Raw genomic sequence first — 13,627 nt, forward strand, 5'->3', positions numbered from 1 at the left:
TTTCATGAAAAAGCCCCCGCTCATAAAAAGCAGGGGCTCTTAATATCTGGCAATTTGGCCAGCCGACTAAGCGAGGCTTAGTATGGGCAGGACATGTCGCTCATGTAGTCATAAACTTTGATTTTGCCGGAAATGATGTCCTGACGTGCAGCTTCTACAGCAGCAGCCATTTCAGCGCTTACGAGTGGAGCGTTGTTGTCGTCCATTGCGTAGCCAACACCGTCTTCAGCAAGGCCAAGAGCCTGAATACCAGAAGTGAAGGTACCTTCTTTGGCATCCATGAAGGCTTTTGCGACAGCAACGTCAACACGCTTAACCATGGAGGTCAGAACTTTGCCAGGAGCAAGGTGGTTCTGGTTGGAGTCAACGCCGATGAACATTTTATCTTCATCAACAGCTGCCTGAAGTACGCCAAGACCAGTGCCGCCAGCAGCAGCAAAGATCACATCCGCACCGCGTGCGAAGTGAGACTTAGCAAGTTCGCCGCCTTTAACTGGGTCATTCCATGCAGCTGGAGTGGTGCCAGTCATGTTAACGAATACTTCGCCGTCTTTGTTGGTTGTCAGCGCACCCTGCTTGTAACCACAGGAGAATTTGGAGATCAATGGAATGTCCATGCCGCCAACAAAACCGACTTTGCCGGATTGGGACGCGAGCATTGCCATCATACCAACAAGGTAAGAACCTTCCTGCTCTTTAAAGACAACAGAACGTACGTTTGGCAAGTCGACAACAGAATCAATGATCGTAAAGCTGACTTCTGGGAATTCCTTAGCAACTTTTTCAACCGGAGCAGCCTGAGCAAAGCCCATTGCTACGATTGGGTTCATGCCGCGACGGGCAAAGTTGCGAAGAGCCTGCTCACGCTGTGAGGCGTTAGAGATCTCAAATTCGCGGTATTCGATACCAGTTTCAGCTTTGAAAGCCTCAGCACCATTGTAGGCAGCTTCGTTGAATGACTTATCGAACTTACCGCCCATGTCATAGATAACTGCAGGCTTAAAGTCCGCTGCCATAGCAGTCGTGCTCATTGCCACTGCCAGTACTGCAGATGCAGCGATGGTTTTGATGGATTTCATACCCATTCCTCCGTTATATCCCAATGGAAAACTGTAAGTTGCCCGGCCCCAGGTTCGGCTTCACCACAAATCCGAAACCTGGAGAATCACTTCAGTTAAAGTAAAAGTCTAAGTGCATACGTTCCCTCACGTAAGTCCAGCCAAGTGTTAGCTAGTCTTTAATTATGCGCTTATAGGTTGTCCAAAACGATCAGGCATGTTGAAAACAGTTATGTGTACAGCCTTTAGTTGGACACATGCTGGTGCTAGTATCAAGGTTAAAATGCGAATAAATATATCAGCAATGCAAAATTTTTCAGTTATCCGCCAAAATGGCTAGTATTAATCATTAGAACCAACAAAATTGCTTAGAGAAACTGTAGGAGGTTGGGGTGTTCGAATCATATATCGGGAAGATTAAGTCCGGAACGAGAAAAGCAGGATTAATACTTGGCGCAGGTGCCATGTTGTTAAGCGCATCAGCTGCACAGGCCGCCACATGTGGCGATACTGGCGCTGGTTTTGACCGTTGGCTTTCTTCCTACAAAAAGACGCTAATGTCTCAGGGCATCAGCAAAGCGACTTTGAACAAGTCGCTCTCCGGTATCACCTATAATCGTAAGGTGATTGGGTATGACCGGAACCAGAAATCATTCAAACTGAGCTTTGATGAATTCTACAAACTTCGCGTCAACAATGCGCTCATCAACAAAGGCCGCAAGTTGATGAAGAAGCACGATGCATTGTTTAATCGCATTGAAGGGGATTTCGGCGTTCCGCGTGAGATCATTACCGCTATCTGGGGGCTGGAAACAGGGTTCGGGCGTGGCATCGGTGGCATGAACACCATTCGCGCACTGGCAACCCTGTCTTACGACTGTCGCCGCGCGGACTTCTTCCGCAATGAGCTGTACCACGCGTTGCTCATCGTGCAGAAGGGCGACCTGAAGCCGAGCGAGATGAAGGGCGCATGGGCAGGAGAGTTGGGCCAAACCCAGTTCCTGGCATCCTCCTACATCAAGTTCGCGATCGATTACAGCGGCGATGGCAAACGCGACCTGCTTTACAACATAGCCGATACATTGGCGTCCACAGCACACTTCCTGCAGTCCTATGGATGGGAGCAAGGTCAACCATGGGGACCGGGCACAGCAAACTACGAAGTGATGCGCTCATGGAACCGGGCCGGGGTCTACGTAAAGACCATCCAGATCATGGCTGAAAAACTGAGTAACTAAGGAATAACATGGAATTATCAGCAGAAATTCGAGGCCTGTATATCGGCGGTGCAAAGCATCGCTGGGAAGGAAAAAGCCCATCCGCAATTAGCAAAAGCTTGGTGGAAGGGCCGTTACAACTGACCCAAACAGGCTTCGAGGGCGATGAGCAAGCCGATCTGAGCGTACATGGTGGCCCGGAGAAGGCACTGCATCACTATTCTGCTGATCACATGTCAGTTTGGCAGGAGGAGTTTCCGGAAAAAGCGGAGTTCTTCAAGCCGGGCTGCTTTGGTGAAAATATCTCGACCTATGGTCTTGATGAAAGCAATCTGTGCCTCGGGGATATACTCTCCATCGGCACAGCCAAAGTGCAAATCTGTCAGGGAAGACAACCCTGCTGGAAGCTCGCCCTGCATACTGACCTTCCTCAAATGGCAGCGCGGTTTCAGAAAACGGGGCGCACTGGCTGGTATTATCGCGTCTTAGAAACCGGGCAAGTGCAGATAGGCGACACAATGTCGGTCATTGACCGCCCCCATGAAGAGTGGATGCTGGCCAAGCTGATAAAAGCAAGGTTCAACCCAAAGCTAGAGGGCGCTGTGGCTGAGCAACTCTCTGAGATCCCGGCTTTATCCCAAAACTGGCGGGCATCCTTCGCAAAGAAAATGAAAGCTGGTTTGAAGGAAGATACCTCAAAGCGCTTGCTGGGAGACACCGCTTAGAGCACTAAGCCCAGTCGCTTTGGTGTGCGTTTTGTTGCAAGGCAGTGTTGAAAAGAAAAGGCCTCCGATGAAATTCAGAGGCCTTTAGGTCATTCAATTTTTCCGAAAATATTACTTATTCAGACTATCAAATAAGGGTGGCTCTTCAGCAAGGTCCAGCAGGCGGCGGGCGGCTGTCACTGTGTTGTTCATCAGCATAGCAATGGTCATTGGTCCTACACCGCGTGGCACAGGCGTGATCGCGGCTGCATGACCGAGCGCTTCGTCAAACGCCACATCCCCCACCAGACGGGTTTTGCCTTCGCCTTTTTCGGGCGCAGGAATGCGGTTGATGCCTACATCAATCACAGTTGCACCCGGTTTGATCCAGTCACCACGGACCATCTGCGGACGGCCAACGGCTGCAATCACGATGTCTGCCCCACGAACCACATCAGGAAGATCCTTGGTGCGGGAGTGCGCAATCGTAACCGTGCAGTTTTCCTGAAGCAGCAGTTGGGCAATGGGCTTGCCAACAATGTTGGAGCGGCCAATAATCACAGCCGTTTTGCCGGAAAGGTCAGCCCCAAGCGCGCGCTTGGCAAGCAAGACGCTACCAGCAGGGGTGCAGGGCACCAATGCACGGTCGGTGTTGCCGCTGCCCAGAAGGCCAACATTGATCGGGTGGAACCCGTCAACATCCTTCGCAGGCTTGATGAGATTGAGGACTTTATTCTCGTTGATGTGCTTTGGCAGCGGAAGTTGAACAAGAATGCCATGAATGGCCTCGTCCTCATTCATCTCAGCCACAAGGGCGAGTAGCTCATCCTCGCTGACATCAACTGAAAGGGTGTGCGTGATGGAGTTAAAGCCACATGCGTTTGCGGTGCGCCCTTTGTTGCGCACATAAACCTGACTGGCAGGATCTTCACCCACAATCACAACAGCCAAACCCGGCTTTACGCCTGTTTCAGCTTTAAGGCGTGCAGTGCGCGCTGTGATTTCGTCTGTCACAGATGCCGCAATGGCTCTGCCGTCTAGAATAAGAGCCTCAGTCATGACAAATCCTACTTAAAAATCACGGTGCGATCGCCGTTCAGGAGAATACGGTGTTCCAGATGATAGCGGACAGCACGCGCAAGAACCTGACTTTCCGTATCACGGCCCTGGGCAATGAGTTCGTTCACCGAATGGGAGTGTTCAACCCTGCTCACGTCTTGCTCGATGATTGGGCCTTCGTCAAGGTCAGCCGTCACGTAGTGAGCTGTCGCACCAACCATCTTGACGCCGCGTGTATGGGCCCGGTGGTACGGTTTTGCACCTATAAAACTTGGTAGGAAAGAATGGTGGATATTGATCATCTTGCCAGTCAGCTTCTCACAAAGGTCGTTGGAGAGAATCTGCATGTACCGCGCAAGGATCACGAGATCGATGTTTTCGCGCTCAACCAGATCAATAATCTGCGCTTCTTGCTCTGCTTTCGTATCCTTAGTCACCGGCAGATAGTGGAACGGCACCTTCTCGTGTTCAACACGGGTTTGATACTTGGCATGGTTGGACGCCACAGCCACCAGATCCATCGGAAGTTGACCGGTGGAGTTGCGGTAAAGCAGATCGTTCAGGCAATGCCCCATTTGAGAAACCAGCACCAGAACGCGTGGCTTTTTGGAAAGGTCATGTACCTTCCACTCAAATCCATAACCAGTTGCGACAGGGCTAAAGCCTTCCTCAAACTGTTCCTTGCTCATCCCGTCTGGAGAACGGAATGAAATGCGCATAAAGAAACGCCCCATCTCCTGATCGCCATATTGGGCGCTCTCGCAGATGTTACAGTTTTGAGAGGCGATTGAATTTGCAACCGCTGCAACAATGCCCTTTCTGTCTCCGCAGGAAAGGGTCAGCACATAATTTGCCTGGGTGTTCATAGGAGGTTTAATCTTCAAGTTTGAATTGAATTTATTGCCGCGCACCATAGGGCGCAGTACTGGTTTTTTAAAGGGTAAATCATCACTGGATTGCAGAAAATAACGTTGCGCTGCGGCAACGCTAATCTTTTAGCAACCTAGAGATCGCTCGCAGTGTCTCTGAGTTTTAGCGGTGGATCTTTTGCTCTGCGAATAACAAGTGCAGGGCACGACCGTCCCCTAACATTTATCTCATGGAATAATTGGGTACTAAATCAACCAGATTGAGAACAACACCGTGGATTTCTAGAGTACCTGGGGTTTGGGAGTAAGCATCAAGGTGCTCCTCGTGGATTGCGGAACGTGCAGTACACGGAAAGGAGTACTTTTGATGGATCAGTGGGCCAAGGGCACGTCATGAAACTGTTTATTGTTCAGGAAAGCTTCTTGGATGAAGACATCACTGAGATCACAGATGTGATCGCAAATGGCCTTGCTGCGCGCCAGCATAACATCACCTTGATCACCCTGACGGGCAAGCCTGTTGACCTCACTCATTACTCTCCGCGCATAACACCTGTTTTTCTGGAAAAAACCAGAGCCTCAGCCGCTGCTGCGGGTGTTGCGCGTTTGGTGGATAAAGAAAAGCCGGACATTATTCTGTCTCACGGCACCGGCAGCAACATCGCCTGCCTGTCCGCCATCAAAACCCGCTCGCGATTGAAAACACCAATTGCGATCACCCAGCACACCTCAGTGACCATCTCTGACAAGCTGAACATAGAAACCCAAAAGAGCGCCGCAACAATCGCGGTGCCTTTAATCTATCGGGATGCCGATAAGGTGATCTGCACACTGCACTCCATTGAGCATGTCATTGACCTGTGCGAGCAAGTTCCAAAAAACAAAGTATCCGTCATCTACAACCCTCTTGTCGAAATGAACGTGTTTGAAACCGCGGCTGAACCCATTGAGGAGGAGTGGTTTGACGCACGGGGTGCGAGCAAGATTGTCAGTGTCGGGGCAGTTTCCAGCCGCAATGCACATCACCAGCTTCTAAGGGCTATGGCCGTCGGGCGTTATAAAGAGAACCTGCATGCCTATGTGTTGGGGGAGGGGGAAGATCAGGAGGAGCTGAAACTGCTGACCTCCAATCTCGCGCTGGATGATATCGTCACCATACCCGGCGCTATAGAAAAACCAGAACGGTTCCTGCGCGCCGCAAATGTCTACGTCTCAACGGCCCAGCAAGACAGCGTGCCCGGAGAAATGGTCCGCGCGATGGCTTTGGGAACACCGGTTATCGCGCTGGACAGCGGAGCAGGCGCGCGTGAAGTCCTGCGCGATGTCCGCAACGGCTGGCTTGTGCCAGCAGGGGACGCAGATAAGCTTTCAGAGGCAATTCTGGCAGCCGTCAAATGCGACCGGTCCGATGATACGCTGGCCACCCGCGCAAGGGACTTCTCTCAGGAACGCGCAATCGATGCCTACGAGCAAACGCTCCTTTCCATGATTGCAGAGCGTGTTGACTGATTTCTAATGAGCTTGTTCAACATATAACCATCTATAAATACTAGGTAAATTGTGAAGTTTGCCGCTTTACCGTGGGATAACGTGGCCGTGCAGGGAAGGAGGTTTGACCTGTGAATCCGGCATGCCGTACCTTTAGGGAAGCCGTGTTCTTTTGGCTGGTGTTTGTCGTGTGCGTACGTGTTCGTTCTCCACCAATAAAACAAGCAGGTCATTGGAGCACCACTGTTGAGTTTCAGGTCTGGGTTTCGCAGCAAGACGAGGAGTGGTCCTACGCCTAAGGTTTGGCGCAGCTCTATACTCATGCTGTTTGCTACTCTATCCGCTTGTATGGTCGGGCCTGACTTCAAGCGCCCTGAGCTTTCACCTGCTGCCAAGTTCACGAGAAATAATCCCGGAGCAACGGCCTCCGCCAGCACACAAGGCGGCGCGTCGCAAACCTTCTACACCAATCGAGACGTACCCGGCGAATGGTGGGAGTTGTTCCGGTCCAAACCGCTTAACAGGATTGTTAGTCTGGCTGTGGTCAACAGCCCAACACTGGCACAATCAGAAGCAGCCCTTATTCAAGCACAGGAAACGGCCTATGCAGCCGGGGCTGCTCTCTATCCCACGGTTACAGGGTCTGCTGGCTTCAATCGTCAAAAATTTGCCTCTGGCGGCGGTGCTCAAGGGCAGATCATTTCCGTCATCAGCCCAATTTTCAGCGTGCACAGTGCGTCATTGGCCCTGTCCTACACATTGGACATCTGGGGTGGGGTGCGCCGGAATATTGAATCTCAGGTCGCCAATGTCCAATACGCCCAGTTTCAGGTGGAAGCGGCGCATTTGGCGCTGACTTCCAACCTGCTCAACGCCGTCATTATGGAAGCCTCCATCAAGGGGCAGATCCGGGCGACCAACGAGATCATCAAAGTACAGCAACAGCAGTTGAATATCGTCAGAGCACAGTTTCGCTTGGGCGGCACAGACGAAGCGCAGGTTTTACAGGCACTGGCATCATTGGAACAGACCAAAGCCACTTTGCCAGCTCTGGAGCAAAGTCTGATCGTGCAGAAAAACCTGATCAACACGCTGGCTGGCTTTTTCCCGACAGAGAAGATCGTGAAGGAGTTTGAGCTTTCTGATTTGGTGCTCCCCAGGAGCCTGCCGCTGAGCGTTCCATCAGAGCTTGTGGCACAACGCCCGGATATACGCTCCGCAGAGGCGCAGATGTGGGCAGCAAGCGCAAATATTGGCGTGGCACTGGCAAACCAGCTTCCAAGTTTTACAATCACAGGCAACGCTGGCAATCAGGCTGAGCAGCTGTTCCGAATATTCTCAACCGGGACGGGCGTTTGGGATATAAGCACGACGCTTTCCCAAAAGATCTTTGATGCCGGAGCGCTCAACAGCCAGCGCAAAGCAGCAATAGCAGCTTTTGAAGGCGCTGCCGCCAATTACCGTGAAGTGGTTGTCACCGCGTTTGGAGATGTCGCCAACGCCATCAGCGCTGTCCAAAAGGATGCTGATGCATTGAAAGCAAGTTTGGCAGCAGAACGCTCCGCCATGCGCAGCCTTAAACTCACTCAGCAGCAATACAAACTTGGGGCCGTTGACCTCACAACATTGCTGATTTCTGTCCAAACTTACCAGCAAGCCAAGATCAATCTCGTTCAGGCACAAGCAGCCCGCTTTACCGACACGGTCGCTCTGTTCTTTGCGATGGGCGGTGGGTGGTGGAATAGGCCTCTGTCTGCGCCAAACCGGGTAAAGGAGCCTCTGACAATCATATCCGCGGTGCCGCCTTTCAATCGAAAACAAATTCAGCCGGTGAACCAGCCATGAACAATGAGAAAAAACCACGGCAGAAGCGGAATATGGTGATCATGCTGGTGTGCGTCGGCACCGTCTTTGGCGGCCTCTATGCCTTCCAACAATACAAGTCACTGGTCGCTGGTAAGATCATTGCGCAAATGCAGGACAAGACCGAAGTCATTTCAACGTACACAGCCAGTAAGCAGCTATGGACGGATAGAATCACGGCCATAGGAACCCTTGTTGCCATCAAAGGCGCGGATCTGGAGCCGCAAGTTGCAGGCAATGTCATGCTCATTAATTTTTCATCTGGTGAGGACGTCAAACAAGGCACATTACTGATAAAGCAAGACACCACGCAGCAAGTCGCTCAGCTCATATCCCTGCAAGCGCAAGAAGTATTTGCGCGCCAGACATTGGACCGGGATCTGAAGCAGTACAAAGTCAACGCGGTCAGCAAACAGCAGATTGATTCAGATTGGTCTAACTTGAATAACCTGCAAGGGCAGGTACAGGACCAACTGGCGTTGATTGCCAAAATGAACATAAGAGCGCCCTTTAAGGGGCGGCTGGGCATCCGCCTTGTCAGCGTCGGGCAATATCTCGATGTGGGTACATCCTACGTTTCGCTCCAGCAGTTGGATGACCTCTTCGTTGATTTTTATGTCCCCCAGCGCTTTCTCGGTACAGTTCGGCCAGAGCAGGCTGTAGAGATCAGCGTTGATACCTTTCCCGGTGAAGTGGTCAAAGGCAAAGTTATCGCCATCAACTCGCAAGTGGATATCAACAACGGTAACGCCCTTGTCCGTGGCAGGTTCCTAAACCCCGACAAGAAGCTACTCCCCGGCATGTTTGCAGATGTCAGCATTGTTGTCTCTGCACCCAAGGAGCAAGTCACGCTCCCTCAAACTGCGATCTCCTACAACTCCTACGGCGTAACCGTTTATGTGCTGACGAAAACCGGCAAAAAGGACAAGGGCAAAGATGTTTATCTGACGGAAGAACGCTTTGTTGAAACAGGCACAAAGCGAGGGGACCAGATTGTGGTCATCAAAGGAGTTAAAGACAAAGAGCTGGTTGTTAGCGCAGGGCAAATCAAACTGCGCAATGGATCAGCTGTGACCATCGACAACTCCGTTCTGCCAACAAACGATCCTGATCCAAAACCGGTAGAAAAATAAGGGAGGCGCGAGATGCACAGTTTCACAGAGATCTTCGTTCGCCGTCCCGTTCTGGCCTCAACCATCAGCTTGATGATTTTAGCGCTGGGCTTGCGCGCAATTTTCCTGCTCCCGGTCCTCGAATACCCCAAAACCGAAAACGCAGTCATCACCGTCTCCACCACCTATTACGGGGCGAGTGCCGAAACCATTGCGGGCTTCATCACCACGCCGTTGGAGGAGGCAATCGCGCAGGCTGAGGGCATTGATTATATGACCTCCACCAGCGCCAGCACGGTCAGTACCATCATCGTCAACTTGGTGCTCAACTATGATGCCGACAAAGCCCTCACGGAGATTTCCTCTCAGATCAGCTCGGTCATAGATCAGCTTCCGCAACAAACGCAAAACCCGGTTTTGACGATTGAAATCGGGGAAACCATTGACGCCATGTACATCGGCTTTACGGCAGATGTTATCGATCCCAACCAGCTCACCGATTATATCATTCGTGTTGTCCAGCCTCAGGTGCAGGCCATTGCTGGGGTTCAAACAGCAGAGCTTATCGGAGAGAAGCGCTATGCCATCCGGGCGTGGTTAGACCCGGGCAAACTTGCTGCCTATGGCCTGACAGGTACTGATGTTGCAAATGCACTGTCGGCCAATGATTTCATCTCCGGTGTTGGTAACTCAAAAGGCCAGATGGTGCAGGTGGAACTGACCGCCAACACCAACCTGACGGATGTTGAGCAGTTCCGTCAGCTTGTGGTGAAACAGACAGACGGTGCCATTGTACGCATGCGTGATATCGGTTCTGTTGTGCTTGGATCAGAAGATTATGACAACGCCGTTCTCTTCAGTGGAAAGCAAGCCATATATATTGGCGTAAAAGCATCTCCCGCGGCCAACATCCTAGCCATGTTGGATGAGGTGCGCGCGCTTATTCCGGTCATACAAGAGGCAATGCCACCGGGCTTAAAAGCCACAATCGTGTATGATTCAGGGCTCTTCATTAATGCAGCTATTGATGAGGTTATCAGTGCATTATTGGAGGCGTTGGTTATCGTGACGCTGGTGGTGTTCCTGTTTATCGGGTCACCGCGCACCGTGGCTATTCCCATCATCGCTATTCCGCTTTCACTCATCGGCACGTTCTTCATCATGCTGGTGTTGGGGTACTCCATCAATCTGCTCACGCTGCTGGCCTTGGTGCTGGCAATCGGGCTTGTGGTGGATGACGCGATTATTGTGGTGGAGGATGTGGAGCGCCACATCAGTGAAGGCAGCACGCCGAAGCAAGCCGCCATTCAGGCAGGGCAGGACCTTGGCCGCCCGATTATTGCGATGACCATAGTTCTTGTGGCCGTGTATGCGCCCATCGGCTTTCAGGGTGGGCTGACGGGAGCTTTGTTTACAGAGTTCGCATTCACGGTTGTTGGAGCTGTCACCGTGTCCGCAATTGTCGCGCTCACACTCACACCTATGATGAGTTCCAAAATTTTAAAAGCCAGAACGCAGGAAACATCCGGTTGGGATGATGCACTCACCAAAACCATTGATGATGTGTATAACCGTTTCCGGCAGCGCTATTTGAGACTACTGGAAAAATCGCTCGATAACCGCCCGGTTGTGCTCCTCTTCGCTTTCATCATCCTCAGCAGTATTCCCTTCCTTTACGACACCTCGCAAAAGGAACTGGCCCCGCAGGAAGATCAAGGCCTTGTCTTGGCACAGTCCACACCGTCTCCCTCCGCCACGCTGGAGCAAAAGCTTCTCTATACGCAACAGATCTATGGCATCGCCGCCAAATACCCAGAGACAGAAGGCGTGTTCCAGCTCATTTTGGCAAGCAGTGCGATCACAGGTATTTTGCTAACCCCGTGGGATCAACGCGATCAAACTGCGACAGAGCTGCAATATGCCATGCAGGGACCTATGGAATCGGTCGCGGGCTTCAAAACGGTGATGTTCCAAAACCCACCTTTGCCGGGAAGTAGCGGTCTTCCCGTTCAGTTTGTTCTCAAAACGACCCAACCCATAGATAAGCTTAATCTGGTTGGGTCTGATCTGCTTGATAAGGCCAAGGCAACGGGCAAGTTCGTTTACATCGACAAAGACCTGAAGATAGATAAGCCACAGGGTCAGATCACCATCGACCGGGACCTTACAGCGGAACTCGGCCTTACCATGGCTGATGTCGGCTCATCGCTCACCAACCTGATGAGCGGTGGCTACATCAATTACTTCGACCTGGATGGCCGCTCTTACCAAGTCATCCCCCAGATCATTCAGTATGATCGCCTGAACCCGGATCAGTTGCTCAACACCTACCTCCGCACCGGCAACGGCTCAATTGTCCCGCTTTCCACCATTGCCACTATGGAAACTCAAGTCACCCCGCAGTTCATTCCGCATTTTCAGCAGCAAAACTCACTTACACTGTCCGGTGTACCAAATTTTGGGGTGCAGCTGGAAGAGGCGTTGGCCACCCTTAAACAGCTTGCAGAAGCAGAATTGCCTGAAGGATATACGATTGATTACGCCCAGCAATCGCGCCAGTATGAGCAGGAATCCAGCAGCTTTGCAGTGACGTTCGCGTTTGCGCTGTTGATCATCTTCCTCACGCTGGCGGCACAGTTTGAAAGTTTCCGGGATCCGATCATCATTTTGATTTCCGTTCCTATGTCCATCGCTGGAGCGTTGTTCTTCATCAATATCGGAGTGGGTGGCGCCAGCATCAATATCTACACGCAGGTGGGTATCATCACGTTGATGGGGTTGATCTCCAAACACGGTATTCTCATCGTGGAGGTTGCAAGAGAGCTGCAGGAAAACGAGGGCGCAAGCAAACGCAAGGCCATCATTGGTGCCTTAGAAATCCGCCTGCGCGCTATTTTGATGACAACGGCGGCAATGGTTCTGGGTGTTATTCCGTTGGTTCTGGCAACAGGGGCAGGTGCTGCTTCACGCTTCAACATGGGGCTGGTTATTGCAACTGGTCTTTCCATTGGCACCATGTTCACATTGTTTGTGGTGCCCAACGTTTACATGCTCATCGCCGTAGATCGCTCGAAAATGTTCCAACCTGATGATATTGCAAACCAAACCGATAAGGGAGATGGAGAATAAACTCCAACCTCCTGACCTTTATCCTCGTTATTCTCAGAAAATATGAGGACGCAAAATCCCCGATTTCTCCCAAAAATCAAAGCAATTGTGAATCACATGGAAGTTTCTCACAGGGAAAAGAAATTGCACGGTTGCCTATTGGAAAACAGAAGGTTATAAACCGCCCCACACAGCGCACTGGGGTGTAGCCAAGTGGTAAGGCAACGGTTTTTGGTATCGTGTACCGTAGGTTCGACTCCTACCACCCCAGCCATTTTCTCCTGAAAATCATTATGCTTTAAAAGAATGCCAAGCGATTATCTTGCGAGAGGCAATCTGCTGCACATGGTCGCTCTACAATAACGAACCAATTCCCATAAAATATGACTGATCAGCTCTCAATACGAGAGGTTAGATCTATGCCGCTAATTCAGCATGAATACCGTTAGGGTCCGAAGGCTGTGCCTTAGCTAATGATGATCTTAATCGGAGAATGCGTTTTGTTTGGCGCTGAGAATGTGTTCTTCCATCGCGGCAATTGCGGCTTCAGCATCCCTGCGTTTTAGGGCGCCTAATATTTTGAGGTGTTCAGAAAAAATACGCTCAAGATTACCGGGCCATATTCGTGATTTATCTGCAATTATCAATCTAATTTTGATCGCGTTTACTTTGTATATATTTGAGATAATCTCGTTATCAAGTTTGGTGATAATTGCATCATGTAGATGCCAATCAGCATGTTGAGCTTGCTCTATCAGTGAAGTCGTCACCTCTTGTTTGGCCTGCTCTAGGATAGCCAGATGCTCATCCAGTAGTTCGTCTATTTGTGTGTCGTCTGCGTGCTTTGCAAAATGTTCAATAGCTCGCTTCTCAAGAATGAGTCGCAGCTCAAATGCGTTTTTTATCAAGTTCATATCGATATGGGTAACTTGCAGACCGCGTTGAGGAATTGCCTTTATCAGGCCATCAGCCTCCAGACGTGGAATGAGCTCACGCACTGTTGCCAGAGACATATCGGTCATGGAGACAAGTTCTTTTTGCGTCAGAAATTGTCCAGGCTTGATGCGCATAGTCAACAAGAGGTCTGAAAAGTTGGCGTATGCCTGTTCGCGCATACTCGTCCTTCCTGAATTATTCATTTCCAGACCT

At 51.0% G+C, this 13,627-nt stretch carries 10 protein-coding genes and 1 tRNA gene; 7 read left to right on the forward strand and 4 right to left on the reverse strand.

The features are described 5' to 3' along the window. Positions 1-77: 77 nt before the first annotated feature. Entirely contained in the window at positions 78-1,079 is a 1,002-nt protein-coding gene (locus BLS62_RS05310; protein WP_093177890.1) for a BMP family lipoprotein, read from the reverse strand. 371 nt (positions 1,080-1,450) lie between these two features. Between BLS62_RS05310 and BLS62_RS05315 the strand changes: the two genes are divergently transcribed. Both BLS62_RS05315 and BLS62_RS05320 read left to right on the forward strand, forming a co-directional pair. Beyond that, positions 1,451-2,296 (forward strand): lytic murein transglycosylase, encoded by an 846-nt coding sequence (locus BLS62_RS05315; protein WP_093177892.1) that lies wholly within the window; start codon positions 1,451-1,453, stop codon positions 2,294-2,296. 8 nt (positions 2,297-2,304) lie between these two features. Next, positions 2,305-3,000, forward strand: coding sequence for an MOSC domain-containing protein (locus BLS62_RS05320; RefSeq protein WP_093177895.1), 696 nt, complete (start codon positions 2,305-2,307; stop codon positions 2,998-3,000). Positions 3,001-3,111: 111 nt separating this feature from the next. On the opposite strand, the gene BLS62_RS05325 is transcribed toward BLS62_RS05320, so the two are convergent. Further along, positions 3,112-4,038 carry a bifunctional methylenetetrahydrofolate dehydrogenase/methenyltetrahydrofolate cyclohydrolase gene (locus BLS62_RS05325; RefSeq protein WP_093177898.1) on the reverse strand — a complete coding sequence of 309 codons (927 nt, stop codon included), beginning with the start codon at positions 4,036-4,038 and terminating at the stop codon, positions 3,112-3,114. 8 nt (positions 4,039-4,046) lie between these two features. After that, positions 4,047-4,904, reverse strand: a complete 858-nt coding sequence (gene purU / locus BLS62_RS05330) for a formyltetrahydrofolate deformylase (protein ID WP_093177900.1) — start codon at positions 4,902-4,904, stop codon at positions 4,047-4,049. 396 nt (positions 4,905-5,300) lie between these two features. Here purU and BLS62_RS05335 point away from each other — a divergent pair, with 396 nt between their 5' ends. From BLS62_RS05335 to BLS62_RS05355, 5 genes are all read left to right on the forward strand, one after another. Continuing rightward, on the forward strand, positions 5,301-6,416 hold the full coding sequence (locus tag BLS62_RS05335) for a glycosyltransferase (RefSeq protein WP_093177902.1): 1,116 nt from the start codon (positions 5,301-5,303) through the stop codon (positions 6,414-6,416). A 300-nt stretch (positions 6,417-6,716) separates the two neighbouring features. Beyond that, complete coding sequence (locus BLS62_RS05340; protein ID WP_093177904.1) at positions 6,717-8,240, forward strand: efflux transporter outer membrane subunit; 1,524 nt, start codon at positions 6,717-6,719, stop codon at positions 8,238-8,240. Beyond that, positions 8,237-9,391, forward strand: coding sequence for an efflux RND transporter periplasmic adaptor subunit (locus tag BLS62_RS05345; protein WP_093177906.1), 1,155 nt, complete (start codon positions 8,237-8,239; stop codon positions 9,389-9,391). The genes BLS62_RS05340 and BLS62_RS05345 overlap by 4 nt, the downstream gene beginning before the upstream one ends. Before the next feature lie 12 nt (positions 9,392-9,403). Next, positions 9,404-12,499 (forward strand): efflux RND transporter permease subunit, encoded by a 3,096-nt coding sequence (locus BLS62_RS05350; RefSeq protein WP_093177908.1) that lies wholly within the window; start codon positions 9,404-9,406, stop codon positions 12,497-12,499. Positions 12,500-12,677: 178 nt separating this feature from the next. After that, positions 12,678-12,752, forward strand: a tRNA-Gln gene (locus tag BLS62_RS05355). Between the two features lie 208 nt (positions 12,753-12,960). Here the strand turns inward: BLS62_RS05355 and BLS62_RS05360 are convergent. Beyond that, positions 12,961-13,593 carry a GntR family transcriptional regulator gene (locus BLS62_RS05360; RefSeq protein WP_200798476.1) on the reverse strand — a complete coding sequence of 211 codons (633 nt, stop codon included), beginning with the start codon at positions 13,591-13,593 and terminating at the stop codon, positions 12,961-12,963. Between the last annotated feature and the right edge of the window lie 34 nt (positions 13,594-13,627).

Origin of the sequence: Pseudovibrio sp. Tun.PSC04-5.I4, from assembly GCF_900104145.1 — a bacterium.
Taxonomy (GTDB): Bacteria; Pseudomonadota; Alphaproteobacteria; order Rhizobiales; family Stappiaceae; genus Pseudovibrio.

What these genes read in the sequence shown, in the direction of transcription:
- BLS62_RS05350 (WP_093177908.1), top strand. Translation starts at nt 9,404, where the DNA reads ATGCACAGTTTCACAGAGATCTTCGTTCGCCGTCCCGTTCTGGCCTCA.
- BLS62_RS05325 (WP_093177898.1), bottom strand. Translation starts at nt 4,038, where the DNA reads ATGACTGAGGCTCTTATTCTAGACGGCAGAGCCATTGCGGCATCTGTG.
- BLS62_RS05345 (WP_093177906.1), top strand. Translation starts at nt 8,237, where the DNA reads ATGAACAATGAGAAAAAACCACGGCAGAAGCGGAATATGGTGATCATG.
- BLS62_RS05320 (WP_093177895.1), top strand. Translation starts at nt 2,305, where the DNA reads ATGGAATTATCAGCAGAAATTCGAGGCCTGTATATCGGCGGTGCAAAG.
- purU (WP_093177900.1), bottom strand. Translation starts at nt 4,904, where the DNA reads ATGAACACCCAGGCAAATTATGTGCTGACCCTTTCCTGCGGAGACAGA.
- BLS62_RS05340 (WP_093177904.1), top strand. Translation starts at nt 6,717, where the DNA reads ATGCTGTTTGCTACTCTATCCGCTTGTATGGTCGGGCCTGACTTCAAG.
- BLS62_RS05335 (WP_093177902.1), top strand. Translation starts at nt 5,301, where the DNA reads ATGAAACTGTTTATTGTTCAGGAAAGCTTCTTGGATGAAGACATCACT.
- BLS62_RS05360 (WP_200798476.1), bottom strand. Translation starts at nt 13,593, where the DNA reads ATGCGCGAACAGGCATACGCCAACTTTTCAGACCTCTTGTTGACTATG.
- BLS62_RS05310 (WP_093177890.1), bottom strand. Translation starts at nt 1,079, where the DNA reads ATGAAATCCATCAAAACCATCGCTGCATCTGCAGTACTGGCAGTGGCA.